We start from the raw sequence: 14,757 nt of genomic DNA on the forward strand, positions 1-14,757 counted from the left end.
TGCTTCAAATTCTTACTCCCCGAAGAATTGAACAAGGATGAATTTAGCAGGTCTACTGACTTTGTTTCAACCTACTCCGACCTTCCCATTCTTAAAGAACAGTGGCTATTCGTTTCGTTCACATTACAGTTGCGGGGACAGTTCTGGATTATACCAGATTCCCTTTTAAGCAATACTTGCACTAAACTCATCAATATTTCATTAATTCAATCGTAAGATAAATTTGGTAAGAATTCAATTATTTTCTTTATATGTTTATTATTTTACTAATTTTTTTTGTTTTTTGTTTGTTTTGCAGTGATATCGTCTCTAAACTTAAAGGTAATATGTTTTATATGAAACAAGATTACTCTACATCTTTTTCGTTCATTCGTAAATTATGCGGTATTTTAACTTTAAATGTCGTTCCCTGTCCTTCTTCACTATAGACCTGAATCGATCCACCATGTGCTGTTACAATATTTTTAACGATTGATAAACCTAAACCCGTGCCACTTCTACCTCTTGTACGAGCTTTATCCGCTTTATAAAAACGTTCAAATACAAATGGTAAATCTTCTTTTGAAATCCCTGCACCTGAATCAATAAAATTAAATGTAGTTGATCTTTCATTTTGATTTACTGAAACAATAATTCTTCCATTTTCATTTGTATGTCTTATTGCATTATCAATTAAATTTGTAAAAACCTGTTCCATCCGATCCTCATCTATGTAGATATTTAAATGCGGAATGTTGTCGATTTCTCCAAATAACTTAATATTTTTTTCCTTTGCTAAACCTTTAAACTTGCGTAAAATCCGATCAACAAATTGTACTAGAGGAACGAAGTCTCTATTTAATTCAGTAAATCCGTTCTCCATTCTTGCTAAATCTAACAAATCATTTACTAATCGACCCATTCTAAGTGACTCATCATAAATGATTTGTGACAATTCTTGCATCTCTTCCTTGGATTCTGCTACACCATCAACAATCGCTTCGCTATAACCTTGTAATAAGGAAATAGGCGTTCGTAGTTCATGAGAAACATGCGCTATAAAATCTTTTCTCATCTTTTCTAACCGTCTTTGTTCTGTAACATCACGAATCACCGCTACAACGCCTCTTATATTTGTTTGATTATAAAGAGGCGACATTAAAACTTGCCAATTGCCTTGATCGAAATTTAATTCTATAAATTGCTTTTTCTCACTTTCGACGACTAATACAAATAAATCTAATAGTTCCTTCGTTAAAACAAGTGAAGAAGGTTCTTCAAATTGATCATCATTAAGCATTTTCAAAAAGCGTTCAGCTGGTGGATTCGATGTCACGATTTGACCTTCTTTATCAATCGAAATTACACCATCTACCATACTTGTAATAATATTAGAAACCTTCTCCTTCTCTTGTTTTAATGCATTCATATTAAAATTTAATTGTTTACTCATCTTGTTAAATGAATACGCAAGTTCTCCAATTTCATCACTTGAATGGATTGGTACTTTCACATTAAAATTCCCTGAAGTCATACTACTTACAACTTCTTTCATCTTTCTAAGAGGAGCTGTAATTTTAGAAGAAAGAAAGAATGAGAAAAATGTTGTTAACACGATCCCAATCGATGCCGCGAGCAAGACAAAATTAGTCGTTTGGTGAATCATCACTTTTACAGGTTGTAATGTTTGGTATATAAATACAGCTCCATTTTTTGAGTTTGTATGTAATGGAACACCTACTACTAATTTTTCTCTCTCACTATTTTCACCATAAACAAGTCTTTTACTGACCTCTTTATGATCAGTTAACGTTTTATTTAAGATTTCATCATTTTTAATTTCTTTAAATGGTAGCTCCTGTATTCCATATGTATTATTTGAATACCATGGCTCTTGACCGTCAATAGAAATGATTACTCTTGAATATCTACTAACAATATTATTTGATAAATACTCAATATCGGAGAGTGGTTGACCATTTTCTATTAATTGTGCAATTTTTGTGGCATCATCCTTCATATTTTGTACTTGAAGGTCAATATAAAATTTTTCAAAAAATCCTATTAAGACAAAGGTCAAGAATGATAATACAAGAGAGACTAGTAAGATAATTGTCAGCCAAAGCTTTCCAACTAAACTTCTTACGATCATTACTCCTGACCTACTTCAAATTTATAACCGACACCCCAAACAGTGACGATCATTTTCGCAGCATCCTCAGAGCTTTTACTCAGTTTTTCTCGCAGACGTTTTACATGTGTGTCTACTGTACGTAAATCTCCGAAAAAATCATATTGCCAAACTGATTTTAATAATGTTTCACGATCAAATACTTTGTCAGGTGCCTTAGCTAAAAACAACAGTAGTTCGTATTCTTTTGGCGTTAAACTGATCTCTTCCCCTTCAACAATTACTTTATGCGCGTCATTATCAATCGTTAGATGCGGAAACACTACGATATCCTTCGCTGAAGAATTGTCGGAAGTAAATACTGGTACAGGGGAAGAACGTCTTAATAGAGCTTTAACTCGAAGAACGACTTCACGCGGACTAAATGGTTTAACGATATAATCATCTGTCCCTACTTCAAAACCTTGAACACGGTTTGTTTCTTCTCCTTTTGCCGTTAACATGATCACAGGAGTTGTTTTTGTTTTTCGTAATTCCCTACAAACTTCAATTCCATCAATTTTAGGCATCATCAAATCTAATACAATTAAGGAATATTCATTCTTCAATGCTAAATTTAAAGCATCCTCGCCGTTTTCAGCCTCATCAATACTATAACCATCACGTTCCAAATACATTTTTAATAATCGTCTAATACGATCTTCATCATCTGCTATTAATATTTTTATATTTTGATCCATAATTTCGACCCCCTCTTCATAATTCTACATAATAAAAATTGTATATTCTAGTATAATTTGTGAACATTTTTACATAATTCTTAGAATTTATTATTTCCATAAAATAGTGAAAAAAAACTAGGAAGTAAGTGTACCATTTCGAGGGAACCAAATTTTAATTCATGTAGATCGAAAATATAAATTAGAAAAAAAGCCCTGTAAAGGAAAGTTTATCCTTTACAGGGCTTTTTATTAATTACGCATAAGAGTGTAAGCCTGCAATGATTAAGTTAACAGCAATTAAGTTAAACATAATAATCGCAAATCCTAGTACGGCTAACCAAGCAGACTTTTCACCTTGCCAATTTCGTTTGAAACGCAGATGTAAGAATACTGCATAGAATAACCATGTTATTAATGCCCAATCTTCTTTTGGGTCCCAGCTCCAAAACTTTGTCCAAGCAATTTGAGCCCAAATCATAGCAAAGATTAGTCCACCAAGTGTAAATACCGGAAAGCCAATTGCTACAGCACGGTATCCGATTTCATCTAATAATTCACTATCTACTTTTTGTACAAAAGGCTGTAAAAATGCACCAATTCGTTTTCTTAAAATTAAACGGATGATTGTATATAATGCTGCTCCGGCAAATACTGACCAAATTACAGTGTTCAATTTTTTAGCATTAACCATAGCTGGCATTTCAGCAAGGGCTTCAAATCGATCTTTTGTAGTCAATTCACCTTTATGTGGACCAACAAGTGATGGAAGATTAAAGACCATTTCTTCTTGTACTTTATCTTTATTAATCCAATTATATTTTGCTTCGTATCCAGATGCAGTAAATGCTGTTGAAATAACAACAAAACCAACAACAGTTACTAAGAAATATAAAACTGCTTCTAGCCAAAATGTTTTCTTTGTTGATACTTTTTGATCAATATTTTTAATTAAATAAATTAGTCCTGTTATAAAACTAATTGCTAAAATAGCTTCCCCTAAAGCTGCTGTCGTTACATGGATATGTAACCAATAGCTTTTTAAAGATGGAACTAATGGTTTGATTTCATGTGGAAATACTGATGCATAAGCAATGATGATTATTGACAATGGTAATGCAAATAATCCAATTATATTTAAACGATACATAAAATAAATCATGATAAACGCAAAAATTAACATCATGCCAAAGAATGTAATAAATTCAAATAGATTACTTACAGGTGCATGTCCAGCTGCAATCCATCTTAAAATAAAATAAGTAATTTGAGATAAGAATCCAATTAATGTAACCGTAATTCCAATTGTACCCCATCTATTTGGACCATTATCATTTGTTTTCAAAGAGCCGCCAAAAAAGAAAGTAGCTACAATATAACAAATAAACGCGATAAATAAAAAATTACTACTTAGCTCGTACATATTTTCCCCCTAGTTAAACACTATTCATTAGCTTGTTGATCAATCGGCAATTCTATTTTTGTGTCTTTAAACACTTTCTTTAATTCCATCTTTAAACCATAATAGTTTTTATTTGTAAATGCCGCAACCCAAACTTCCCCATCTTGATTTTGGATCCAAACACGTCGGTGATACCAATACATTCCTTGAATTACACCGATCATAAAGATTGCTCCTCCAAGTCCTAGTAACCAAAGAGTTAAATCTTTACGTACTGTTAATCCTGTTGAATCTTTTGTTTCAATACCTGCAAATGACATTTTATATTTGTTTTCACCATTAGGTTCAATATTTTGTTTGATCGCAACGAATGCTACTTCACCTTTTGGTGTTTTTGGAGTAGTCATTTTAAATACAAACGCTGGATTGTTCGGTTTTCTCGTTTTTGTATCAGGTTGACCATCAGAGTTAAAATAGAAATCTGGAAAATAATTTTTAAGTTCTACTTTATATCCATTTTTCAAGTCATATACTTCTTTAGGATTTTGTAAATCTACTGTTATTGGCCCTAATTTTTCACCTGTTTGTTTATTTTGTAATGTAAATAAAAATGCACTAAATTCACCAATTCGATAATCTACTTGATATAGAGCGAAGTTTTGGAACTTTAGAGGTTCATTAACTTTAATACTATAATCTTTTACTTTTTTAAGTTTTGGATCTTCTCCTGGTATTAAATTTCCTTCGCGTTTATACAACGTCACATCAGCTTGATAGTTTTTAGGAATTTTATCATTTCCAAAGCGCTCAATCGCTTTTTTATAAACTTTACCCTCTTTATCTTTATCATACGTTTCCATATGGAAATCATTTAATTTAATATAATAGTTTTGGTTTGTACCTACAACAGGTTTTAATTCGCCTTCTTGAACCCAAAGAGCTTTATCCATATACATACCTGGTACATATCTCATCATTACCCCAATAAGGAAGATAATTAACCCTATATGGTTTACATATGGACCCCAACGTGAGAAACGACCTTTTTCAGCTAAGATATTGCCGTTTTCTTCACGAATTTTATAACCTCTTTTACGCAAGTTAACTTTAGCTTTTTCTATTTCGTCTGGAATCTGTTCAACTCTACTAATTCCAAACATTTTTTGTCTTTTTAAAAAGTTTGGATGTCTAGTAACAGTTTGTTTGTTTAGAGCTTTATAGAGTGGTAAAATTCGATCTAAACTACAGATTACTAGTGATATCCCAATCGATGCAACAAGTAACATGAACCACCAAGAGTTAAACGTATTATCCAAACCAATTGCATCGTATATTTTACCAAAGATTCCATATTCATCTTGATAATACGTTGCAGGATTCGCAGTAGGCGGTAGTAAATCTCTTTGCGGAAAAATAGTACCTAATGCTGCTGCTACTAGCGTAATTAGAATGATTACAACAGCTACTTTTACAGATGAAAAAAACGTCCATATTTTATCTATATAAGTTTGATTATTAACGATTGATCTTCTAGCAGTCCCTTCATAGCGCATATCAAGTAATTCGGTTGCTTTTTCATCTTGAGGTTTACCACATGACTCACATATTACAGTACCTACATGATTAAGATGACCACATTCACATTTAAAAGTCTCCATTTTATTTCCCCTTACTAATGTACACTCATCATTTTGGTAATATTTCTTTAATATAACTTTCAAAAGAATTCGGTGTCATTTGACCAGTTACGATTCTCTTTATTGTCCCATCCGGACTTACAAAAAACGTAGTTGGTAAAGGGTTAACACCATATATATTTAAAACCTCTTGATCTTTATCTATTCCGACTGGAAAATTAAGTTTATAATCGCTTACAAATCTTTGTACTGAAAATTTCGATTCATCTGCGTTCATTGCAAGTAACTCGATCCCTTTTCCTTTATATTTCGAATAGATTTCATTCATAAAAGGCATTTCTCGCTTACATGGCTCACACCAAGTACCCCAAAAATTAACAATTACGCCTTTTCCTTTTTCACCTGAAAGAGTATAGCTTTTACCAGTATTCAGCTCCATCATAGCAAAGTTTGGTGCTTTACTTCCTTTAGTAATAACTTCATCTTTCTTAAAGAAATTTATGTAAAAAGTATAACCAATTGCACAAACCAAAACTAATAAGATAATTGTTCGAATTAACGTTCTATTTTTCATCATATATACAGTTCCTCCCATATGATAGAATATCATTATTTCCTATTCTTGAATAGAAATTTGATACGTTTCAAAAAAGACTAAATTTTCAATCTTTTATCCAAAATTATTAAATGTTTCAAGCAAAGAAAAAACTCGGTATTTACCGAGTCGTAGTGGAAATAATAGGGTATCAGATTGAATTAAACACAGTTTCTATAAATGTTAACCGGATTATAAATAAGTACGATTAATAGGTGGGGTAACTAAATAAGAAAACAGTGATCAATAGTCTGACTTATCATTAGCGTGGCTTTGCTGTAGCCATTGCTCTTAGTTTTTTCACTTCATGAGGTGAAAGTTCTCTTGCATCACCAGGAGTTAATCCAGTCAAATCTAAAAACGCATATCGTTCACGTTTTAACTTCATAACAGGTGTACCAATCGCCTCGAGCATTCTCTTAACTTGACGGTTTCTACCTTCATGAATGATCAGTCTTATAATTGAAGTATTTTTGCCTTTATCAAGTGAAATCATTTTAACTTGAGCTGGGGCAGTTTTCCCATCCTCAAGTACAATTCCTCTTTCTAATTTACGTAACTGCTCTTTAGTTGGAATCCCTTTTACTTTTGCAATATATTCTTTATCTATTTCATATTTTGGATGTTGAAGTAGATTTGAAAATTCTCCATCATTTGTTAATAGAATGATACCTGATGTATCAAAATCCAATCTACCAATTGGATAAATACGTTGTTTAATCATTGGAAAAAAGTCTGTTACAACTTTTCTACCTTTATCATCTGAAACACTTGAAATTACACCTGATGGTTTATATAAAAGGAAGTAAACTGGTTCTTCTTTATCAATCGGAATCTCTTCCACTTCAACACGATCGTTACCACTTACTTTTACACCTAACTCAGTAACAACCTGACCATTTACCTTCACTTTTCCTTCTTTAATTAACTCTTCTGCTTTACGACGAGAAGCAATTCCCGCTCTAGCAATAACTTTCTGTAATCTTTCCATTCGATCATTTCACCTCTTCAACCATCATACAGATTTATACAATTGAAAACAAGTGGCAGCTACAAGGTTTTTTGTGAATAAAGTACTTAAAACACCAAATCTAAACCATAATTTCAATTTTCAAGTCGTGCCCCATCATCATTCTTCCCCTTAATCCATTGTTCCTAATTCATTCTCTCAATATCATATTTTCAAAAATCTATCATATAATTTACTAGATTTGCAGAAATGAGGTAATAGATATGAATTTAACTTTAAAACACTCCTCAGCCTTTGACCGTTCTAAAATTATTACGCCAGGTAGTGTGCTTATTACTAAAAAGAATGAAACAATCTATATGCTTGTTTATGAAGAAAATGAAGACGATTTTCCATATGTACTTGTCTCATTATCCGATGCAAGACTAGTCCAAAATTATGACATTATGCCAACCCTAGGAGATATTGAAGATTGGATTGGTGAAGTCACAATGGTAACTCAAAAAAACAAACTATCTATTACAATTCAAGCAAATTACTAGTTTGCTGTTTAATCTATTAAAAACCCGTCAATAATATAATAAGTAAAATGAAAAAGGAGCTTACTATATGAATTATTCTTTTAATCCAGCAGTAAAATATAATTCAGTTGGTTCGTTTAAATTAGGCGATGTATTTTTTACTTCCGATAAACCTTCAAAAGCATACAAGTTAATCTATGACTCTACAGAAACAAACTTCCCTTATATTTTATTATGCTTAGATGATGCCATTTCGATTCAAAGCTTTGATGATATTCCAACAATTGAAGATATTGAAGAGAATATTGGAGAAATTAAATTTACCGTTCCAAAAGAGAAATTACTTCTTGTGATCAATTAAAAATAAACGTCATAAATCAGTTAATCAAAAACGCCATCAAAATTAGGATGACGTTTTTTCATTTTTTGAAAAAACTCTCCTGCATGAGTTTTATTACTACGGGATGCACAATTTCCTTTGGGCGAGATACCTGTTTATCTTTTTTAATTGATATTATTTTGATTTGTTCATTTCACAATTCAATTTACTATTAACCATCGAGATTCTTGCTGGTTTCACTCAAATTTATTAATGATTCGTGATCTTATTTGCAGTTCGCGTTATTTTAATTGCAGTTTTGACTTTTTTATTTGCTGATCCGCCATTTTTAATAGCAGGATGAGCTTTTTTATTTGCACTCTACAATTTTCTTTATTCCAACAATATAAAAAACGTCATCTATTAAGATGACGTTTTTCACGATTAAGCAAATACGCTTTCCAACGTTTCGTCTGTTTGTTCGCTCCAATATTTTAACCATTTTTTTGCGCCTTCAAGGTCATGGAGTTTTGCTTGGCCGCATTGAAGCTCATTTGCAGCAGGTACTTCTTCAACTTGTTGTCCTAGTTCAGCTGTTTTACGTAATAATGTAATTACTTCTGAAATTGAAGGTGTACCAGCAATGATTAAATAAAATCCTGTTTGGCATCCCATTGGTGATAAATCAATGATTTTAAAAGGGTCACCCGCAGGTACTGCTTCACGAACGTTTAAAGCTAGTAAATGTTCTAAAGTGTGAATTGTATCTGGCTTCATTGCTTGCTTATTTGGTTGGCAGAAACGAATATCATATTTTGTAACGACTCCATCTGTACCAACTGCATGAGTACCACAGTGTCTAACGTAAGGAGCAACAACTTTTGTGTGATCTAATTCAAAACTTTCAACTGATGGCATATTTTATTTCCTCCTAAATTACATCTCTCTATTTTTTTGTAGCTTCAACGATCCATACAAAATCATTATATTGTTCGAATTTTACATCAAATCCATTTTTTTCAAAATGTGAACGAACAACTGGAATTAATGGATAATATTCTCTAATTAAATCATCTCTTAGATTGATATAATTTGCATTTTCTGCTTTTGTAATTTCATTCTTATAATCGTTTTCTGTTAGAAACATTGTATCCGCAAATACGATTTTCCCATTTGAGTTCAATAATGAGCTATATATTTTAATAGCTTCATATTTTTCTTGATCAGTTAAATGATGAAAAACGTATGAACTTACAATTGTATCGATCCCGGCCTGTGGTTTAGGAAAATCAATTAAATCTCCATCGTGAATCGAAATATTCTCGCCTAATTTCTTTGAGGCAATAATTCTCATCTCAGGAGATGGTTCGATAGGAAATACAGTTTTTCCTTTATCAAGAAGTAACTTTGTTAAATTCCCTGTACCAATACCAAATTCAAGGACGCTGTTTCCACTTCTATTAACAATTTCATTCAGTATTTCATCATAACGTCGAAATGCTTCTTTATATTCTGGGTCATGGCCTTGAACAAAAGAATCGTAACTTTCTGCCCAACCTGTAAAAACATCTAAAAACTCTCTACCCATTTATCTCACCTTTGATGTTTGAAATATTAATGCTTGTTCTAGGTCTTCAATTAAATCTTCTAGATCTTCTAGACCAACTGATAATCGAATTAATTCATCAGAAATTCCTGATGCAATTCGTTTTTCCCTTGGTATTGAAGCATGCGTCATTTTTGAAGGGATACCTACAAGACTTTCAACAGCGCCTAAACTTTCAGCTAATGTAAACCACTTTAATTTACCTACAAATTCTTCCGGATCTAATCCTTCTTTTAATTCAAAAGATAACATGCCACCAAATCCACTGCTTTGTTGTTTTGCTAATTCATGATTTGGATGTGTGGGTAATCCAGGATAGAATACTTTATTTACATTTGGATGGTTCGATAAGAACGTTACAATTTCATGCGTATTTCTTTCATGCTCTTCCATTCTTATTCCAAGTGTTTTAATACCACGTTGTAATAACCAACTATCGTTTGGTCCTAAAACTCCACCAATCGAGTTTTGATAAAACGCTAATTCTTCAGCTAACTCTTCTTTATTCGTTACAACAATTCCTGCTACTACGTCACTATGTCCTCCAAGGTACTTAGTTCCACTATGAACAACAATATCAGCACCTAGTGTAAGTGGTTGTTGCCAGTATGGAGTAGCAAAAGTATTATCTACAACCGTTAATAAGTCATATTCATTTGCAAGTTTTGCAATTGCTTTAATATCAGTAATTTTTAATAATGGATTACTAGGTGACTCAATAAAAATTGCTTTTGTATTTGGTGAAATAACATTTTCAACTAATGTAATATTACTTGTATCAACAAATGTAGCTGTTATACCTAAATTTGATAATACTCTTGTAAGTAATCGGTAAGTACCACCATAAACATCATCGCCGACTACGATATGGTCACCAGTCTTGAATAAACTAAACACAGTATGAATAGCTGCCATTCCAGACGCAAATGCAAACCCTGCAACACCGTGTTCAATATCTTTCATTAACTCTTCAAGAGCATGTCGTGTCGGATTGCCTGTTCTGGAATATTCAAATCCCCTATGTTTGCCAACAGCATCTTGTTTATACGTACTAGTTTGATAAATCGGAACACTAACCGCACCAGTTGCTTCATCTCTACTAATTCCCCCGTGTATTAACGCCGTCTTTTTCTTCATATTTTATCCCTCACTATATATGTTTTTACTTAAGTATCTTTCACTACTATCTGGGAAAATCGTTACGATTGTACTCCCTGGGTTTGCTTTTTTTGCTTCTAATAAACTTGCATATAACGCAGCTCCCGAGGAACTGCCAACTAAAAGTCCTTCTTTCGTTGCTAGTTCTTTTACTAAACGAAATGCATCTGAATCAAGTACTGTGTGAATATCATCAAATAAGTTTGTATCTACAAAGGCAGGAATGAATTCCATTCCAATTCCTTCTGTATCATGTGAACCTGGCTTTCCACCATTTAAAATTGATCCTTCTGGTTCAACAATAACTGTTTTTACATTTTGTAATTTATCTTTTAAATACTGAGCTGTTCCAGTAAAAGTTCCTCCACTACCAGCTCCAGCAACAAATACATCTATTTTTCCATCGAGTTGGTCAACTAACTCTGGACCTAATGTTTTGTAATAAGTTCTTGGATTTGCCTCATTACTAAATTGTGAAGGCACAAATGAATTCTGTATTTCTTTTGATAGTTCATTTGCTTTTTTAATTGCACCTGTCATTCCATCTTCTGTAGGTGTGTTCACAATTTTTGCTCCAAGTGCTTTCATTAACGTTTGTTTCTCAATACTGAATTTTTCAGGAACAACAAATATCACATTTACGTCATATTTTATAGCTGCTAGCGCTAAACCAATTCCTGTATTTCCGGCGGTTGGTTCAATTACTGTACCACCTTTTTCTAATTTACCTTCATTAAGTGCACTTTCTAATAATTCCATTCCAAGTCGATCTTTTACACTTCCACCTGGGTTACAGAATTCTAGTTTTGCAAATAGTCTTGTTCCTTTTGGTAAAGGGAATGTTGTAATTTCAAGCAATGGTGTTGATCCGATCAGCTCGTGTACTGATTTTACAACTTTCATAATTTCAAGCTCCTTTATGTCACAAAAAGGTTAGTTTCTTCCAATCCATTATATGCAACATGGGTAAAATTGAATGTTGTCTTAATACCAACTATTCTTATTGGTATTATAAGATATTAATTTTAAATGCGCAATAAAAAAGTACTTTTATCCTAAAATAAAAGTACTTTTACACCTTGTTGAAAAACAACCTAATTTAATATCCTTTACTTAGAGTACATATTAGCTTTTTAATCTGTTTAGGAGGACAATTAAGATCTAATATCAACGTATTATAATAATCATTTGACCTTTTTTCTAAAAATTAGCCCTTAAATATCTTTAATTCCAAAGAATAAACAATTACCCGGTGTTTGTTGATAATATAAAACTGATTGAAATATTAACATATAAAATCATTATTAAATCATCAAAAAATAATTATATTATCTATTAGATTCACTTAAGGTTTGGTTAAGAAAAGAACATCGTCACAAAAATGATTGAAAAAATAATACTGATTGCATCTGCGATTAACCCTACTTTTAATGCATCACCCATTTTACGAATACCTACCGCTCCAAAATACACCGTTAGAACATATAGCGTTGTATCTGTACTACCTTGCATAGTTGAAGCTAGTCTTCCGATAAATGAATCTGGTCCATATGTTTTAATTAAATCCGACGTAATACCTAAAGCAGCCGAACCGGAAATAGGTCGAATAATTGCCAGCGGAAAAACTTCTGCAGGAATACCAAGTGAACTTAATAATGGGCGCATGAGTTCTACACAAAACTCTAGAGCACCTGAAGCTCTAAAGATCGAGATGGATACTAGCATACCTACTAAAAATGGGATTAATTGCACAGCAATTGTTACACCTTCTTTTCCACCTTCTACAAAAGATTCATACGTCGGCACCTTTTTCCAAGTTCCATGTATTAAAATGACAGCGATAATAAATGGAATGATATAAAGTGAGATTGTATTCATATATCCCATTTATTTTCTCCCCTTTCGATTTCGCCTACTTGCAAAAAAACTATTTACCGCGAGTCCCCCAATAAATGAAACGACCTGTGCAAGTATAGTAACACCTACTATTTCAGTCGGATTTGAAGAATGATAAGACATTCTAACTCCTATGACAGTTGTAGGAATTAACGTGATTGCACTTGTATTTAACGTTAAAAATGTAATCATGTCATCACTTGCTTCATTACTATTTCTATTTAAAACTTTTAGTTGTTCCATCGCTTTTATACCTAATGGAGTTGCAGCATTTCCTAAACCGAATAAATTGGCTACCATATTTGACATAATATAACCAAGTGCAGGATGGTCTTTAGGAATTCTCGGAAATAAGAATGCTAGAAATGGTTGAAATAATTTCGAAAGAATTTTTAATAATCCTGATTCTTCTGCAATTCGCATTAAACCTAACCAAAAAACAAGAACACTAACAAGTCCAATAATAATGGTAATTGCTTGCTTTCCTCCGTCAAATACTGCTTTATTTACTTCGTCCATCGTGCCATTAATCATCGCAAAAATAAAACCAATTATTGTAAGAGCAACCCAAATTATATTAACCATCTGAGTGCTCTCCCATTAAGTTTAATAAAACTTGTTTTCCATTTTGGATTATTTCTTTCGTAAATACTTTGACTTTACTATCACTATAAAAAATATTTCTAAATCCAATTTGTTCACCTTCTAATTCGATAATCGCTTTACCAACAATTGCATCATTAGCGATTTTTTTCTTAGTCGGTTTTTGCATTTCAATTGTGATTCTTACTTGATCTCGTTCTTTTTTATCTAATGGATAAGAGAAGTCATTTTTCATATAAACATGCCCTTTATATTTTTTATTTGTGACTTCCTTTATTCCACCTTTACTTAATACTTTCGTTAAAGGATAGTTACTGAAACCATATTCGAATAGTGACATATGATCTTGCCAATCTTGGCCATCATTTAGTGTTACAACAATTAAATCCATTCCATTTTTTGAAGCAGTTGAAACAAGCGTTCTTCTTGCTTTTTTAGTAAATCCAGTTTTTCCTCCAGTACTATACTTGTACATAAAAGTTAGCAACTTGTTTTTATTCTTCCAAACATAATCCCAAGATTCTGCCGTATTTGGGGCACGGTGTACTTTTGTACCTGCAATTTTTGCATATTTAGGATTTTCCATAGCGTATCTCGTTAATAACGCCATATCATAAGCAGATGAGTAATGCTCTTTTCCTTGTTGATCAAGTCCTGATGGATTGCTAAAATATGTATTACTCATTCCGATTTCTTTTGCTTTCTCGTTCATCATATAAACAAATCCTTCGATGCTACCTCCTACAGCCTCGGCAATTGCATTAGCCGCATCATTCCCAGACCTAAGCATTAAACCATAAACTAAATCTTCCAGCTTAATTTTTTGTCCAGGTTTTAAATAAATGGATGATCCTTCTGTTTGAACTGCTCTTGAACTAATTGTTATGGTGTTTTGCATTTTACCGGACTCTACAGCAAGTATTGCAGTCATTATTTTTGTTATGCTGGCGATTCTTTCAGAGTCATGCATTGCTTTACCATATAAGATTCGTCCAGTTTTTTGATCCATCAAAACAGCATTTCTAGCACTAACTCCTCCAAATGCTTTAACATTATTCGTCGGAATCATAATCCCGATTAAAAATAAGCCAATGATTCCTACTACTAGCCATTTTTTCATCTTTCGCATCAACTCCACAGTTAGTCCTAATTAGTACAAGTTTACGAATTACATTATAAAAAAATGACTTTTTTTAAGAAAAAAAGTGCTGAATTTGTTCA

General features: G+C 32.5%; 15 protein-coding genes and 1 riboswitch. Of the genes, 2 read left to right on the forward strand and 13 right to left on the reverse strand.

Features of this window, described 5'->3' with window-relative positions:
- Window positions 1-28 precede the first annotated feature (28 nt).
- Window positions 29-201: riboswitch (cobalamin riboswitch) on the reverse strand.
- Window positions 202-346: 145 nt separating this feature from the next.
- From V5E38_RS11960 to rluB, 6 genes are all read right to left on the reverse strand, one after another.
- Window positions 347-2,131 carry an ATP-binding protein gene (locus tag V5E38_RS11960; protein ID WP_499213441.1) on the reverse strand — a complete coding sequence of 595 codons (1,785 nt, stop codon included), beginning with the start codon at window positions 2,129-2,131 and terminating at the stop codon, window positions 347-349.
- Window positions 2,131-2,850 (reverse strand): response regulator transcription factor, encoded by a 720-nt coding sequence (locus V5E38_RS11965; RefSeq protein WP_025672290.1) that lies wholly within the window; start codon window positions 2,848-2,850, stop codon window positions 2,131-2,133. Before V5E38_RS11965 ends, V5E38_RS11960 begins: the two co-directional genes overlap by 1 nt.
- Window positions 2,851-3,085: 235 nt before the next feature.
- A complete protein-coding gene (gene ccsB / locus V5E38_RS11970) occupies window positions 3,086-4,252 on the reverse strand; it encodes a cytochrome C assembly family protein (protein WP_499213442.1) in 1,167 nt (388 codons plus the stop codon).
- 20 nt (window positions 4,253-4,272) lie between these two features.
- Complete coding sequence (gene resB / locus V5E38_RS11975; RefSeq protein ID WP_335447938.1) at window positions 4,273-5,889, reverse strand: cytochrome c biogenesis protein ResB; 1,617 nt, start codon at window positions 5,887-5,889, stop codon at window positions 4,273-4,275.
- Window positions 5,890-5,917: 28 nt separating this feature from the next.
- On the reverse strand, window positions 5,918-6,445 hold the full coding sequence (gene resA, locus V5E38_RS11980) for a thioredoxin domain-containing protein (RefSeq protein WP_499213443.1): 528 nt from the start codon (window positions 6,443-6,445) through the stop codon (window positions 5,918-5,920).
- Between the two features lie 280 nt (window positions 6,446-6,725).
- Window positions 6,726-7,454: a pseudouridine synthase gene (gene rluB / locus V5E38_RS11985; RefSeq protein ID WP_499213444.1), complete on the reverse strand. Its 729-nt coding sequence runs from the start codon at window positions 7,452-7,454 to the stop codon at window positions 6,726-6,728.
- Window positions 7,455-7,696: 242 nt separating this feature from the next.
- Between rluB and V5E38_RS11990 the strand changes: the two genes are divergently transcribed.
- On the forward strand, window positions 7,697-7,975 hold the full coding sequence (locus V5E38_RS11990; RefSeq protein ID WP_097977997.1) for a hypothetical protein: 279 nt from the start codon (window positions 7,697-7,699) through the stop codon (window positions 7,973-7,975).
- Between the two features lie 67 nt (window positions 7,976-8,042).
- Window positions 8,043-8,315, forward strand: coding sequence for a hypothetical protein (locus V5E38_RS11995; protein WP_088010721.1), 273 nt, complete (start codon window positions 8,043-8,045; stop codon window positions 8,313-8,315).
- A 402-nt stretch (window positions 8,316-8,717) separates the two neighbouring features.
- Here the strand turns inward: V5E38_RS11995 and V5E38_RS12000 are convergent, their stop codons facing one another.
- From V5E38_RS12000 to V5E38_RS12030, 7 genes are all read right to left on the reverse strand, one after another.
- A complete protein-coding gene (locus tag V5E38_RS12000; protein ID WP_056466815.1) occupies window positions 8,718-9,191 on the reverse strand; it encodes an S-ribosylhomocysteine lyase in 474 nt (157 codons plus the stop codon).
- Between the two features lie 28 nt (window positions 9,192-9,219).
- Window positions 9,220-9,861: a class I SAM-dependent DNA methyltransferase gene (locus V5E38_RS12005; RefSeq protein WP_499213445.1), complete on the reverse strand. Its 642-nt coding sequence runs from the start codon at window positions 9,859-9,861 to the stop codon at window positions 9,220-9,222.
- Window positions 9,862-11,016 (reverse strand): PLP-dependent aminotransferase family protein, encoded by a 1,155-nt coding sequence (locus tag V5E38_RS12010; RefSeq protein ID WP_499213446.1) that lies wholly within the window; start codon window positions 11,014-11,016, stop codon window positions 9,862-9,864.
- Window positions 11,017-11,019: 3 nt separating this feature from the next.
- Complete coding sequence (locus V5E38_RS12015) at window positions 11,020-11,940, reverse strand: PLP-dependent cysteine synthase family protein (RefSeq protein WP_499213447.1); 921 nt, start codon at window positions 11,938-11,940, stop codon at window positions 11,020-11,022.
- 453 nt (window positions 11,941-12,393) lie between these two features.
- Entirely contained in the window at window positions 12,394-12,924 is a 531-nt protein-coding gene (locus tag V5E38_RS12020; RefSeq protein ID WP_056466828.1) for a spore maturation protein, read from the reverse strand.
- Entirely contained in the window at window positions 12,925-13,518 is a 594-nt protein-coding gene (locus V5E38_RS12025) for a nucleoside recognition domain-containing protein (protein ID WP_069031825.1), read from the reverse strand.
- Window positions 13,511-14,656 (reverse strand): D-alanyl-D-alanine carboxypeptidase family protein, encoded by a 1,146-nt coding sequence (locus tag V5E38_RS12030; RefSeq protein WP_420488136.1) that lies wholly within the window; start codon window positions 14,654-14,656, stop codon window positions 13,511-13,513. Before V5E38_RS12030 ends, V5E38_RS12025 begins: the two co-directional genes overlap by 8 nt.
- Between the last annotated feature and the right edge of the window lie 101 nt (window positions 14,657-14,757).

It is taken from the genome of Rossellomorea sp. GAMAL-10_SWC, from assembly GCF_049568075.1.
In the GTDB taxonomy this organism is placed as follows: domain Bacteria; phylum Bacillota; class Bacilli; order Bacillales; family Bacillaceae_G; genus Gottfriedia.

Excerpts from the sequence above, each read along its gene's own strand:
- V5E38_RS11960 (WP_499213441.1), bottom strand. The coding sequence starts at position 2,131 with ATGATCGTAAGAAGTTTAGTTGGAAAGCTTTGGCTGACAATTATCTTA.
- V5E38_RS11965 (WP_025672290.1), bottom strand. The coding sequence starts at position 2,850 with ATGGATCAAAATATAAAAATATTAATAGCAGATGATGAAGATCGTATT.
- ccsB (WP_499213442.1), bottom strand. The coding sequence starts at position 4,252 with ATGTACGAGCTAAGTAGTAATTTTTTATTTATCGCGTTTATTTGTTAT.
- resB (WP_335447938.1), bottom strand. The coding sequence starts at position 5,889 with ATGGAGACTTTTAAATGTGAATGTGGTCATCTTAATCATGTAGGTACT.
- resA (WP_499213443.1), bottom strand. The coding sequence starts at position 6,445 with ATGATGAAAAATAGAACGTTAATTCGAACAATTATCTTATTAGTTTTG.
- rluB (WP_499213444.1), bottom strand. The coding sequence starts at position 7,454 with ATGGAAAGATTACAGAAAGTTATTGCTAGAGCGGGAATTGCTTCTCGT.
- V5E38_RS11990 (WP_097977997.1), top strand. The coding sequence starts at position 7,697 with ATGAATTTAACTTTAAAACACTCCTCAGCCTTTGACCGTTCTAAAATT.
- V5E38_RS11995 (WP_088010721.1), top strand. The coding sequence starts at position 8,043 with ATGAATTATTCTTTTAATCCAGCAGTAAAATATAATTCAGTTGGTTCG.
- V5E38_RS12000 (WP_056466815.1), bottom strand. The coding sequence starts at position 9,191 with ATGCCATCAGTTGAAAGTTTTGAATTAGATCACACAAAAGTTGTTGCT.
- V5E38_RS12005 (WP_499213445.1), bottom strand. The coding sequence starts at position 9,861 with ATGGGTAGAGAGTTTTTAGATGTTTTTACAGGTTGGGCAGAAAGTTAC.
- V5E38_RS12010 (WP_499213446.1), bottom strand. The coding sequence starts at position 11,016 with ATGAAGAAAAAGACGGCGTTAATACACGGGGGAATTAGTAGAGATGAA.
- V5E38_RS12015 (WP_499213447.1), bottom strand. The coding sequence starts at position 11,940 with ATGAAAGTTGTAAAATCAGTACACGAGCTGATCGGATCAACACCATTG.
- V5E38_RS12020 (WP_056466828.1), bottom strand. The coding sequence starts at position 12,924 with ATGGGATATATGAATACAATCTCACTTTATATCATTCCATTTATTATC.
- V5E38_RS12025 (WP_069031825.1), bottom strand. The coding sequence starts at position 13,518 with ATGGTTAATATAATTTGGGTTGCTCTTACAATAATTGGTTTTATTTTT.
- V5E38_RS12030 (WP_420488136.1), bottom strand. The coding sequence starts at position 14,656 with ATGAAAAAATGGCTAGTAGTAGGAATCATTGGCTTATTTTTAATCGGG.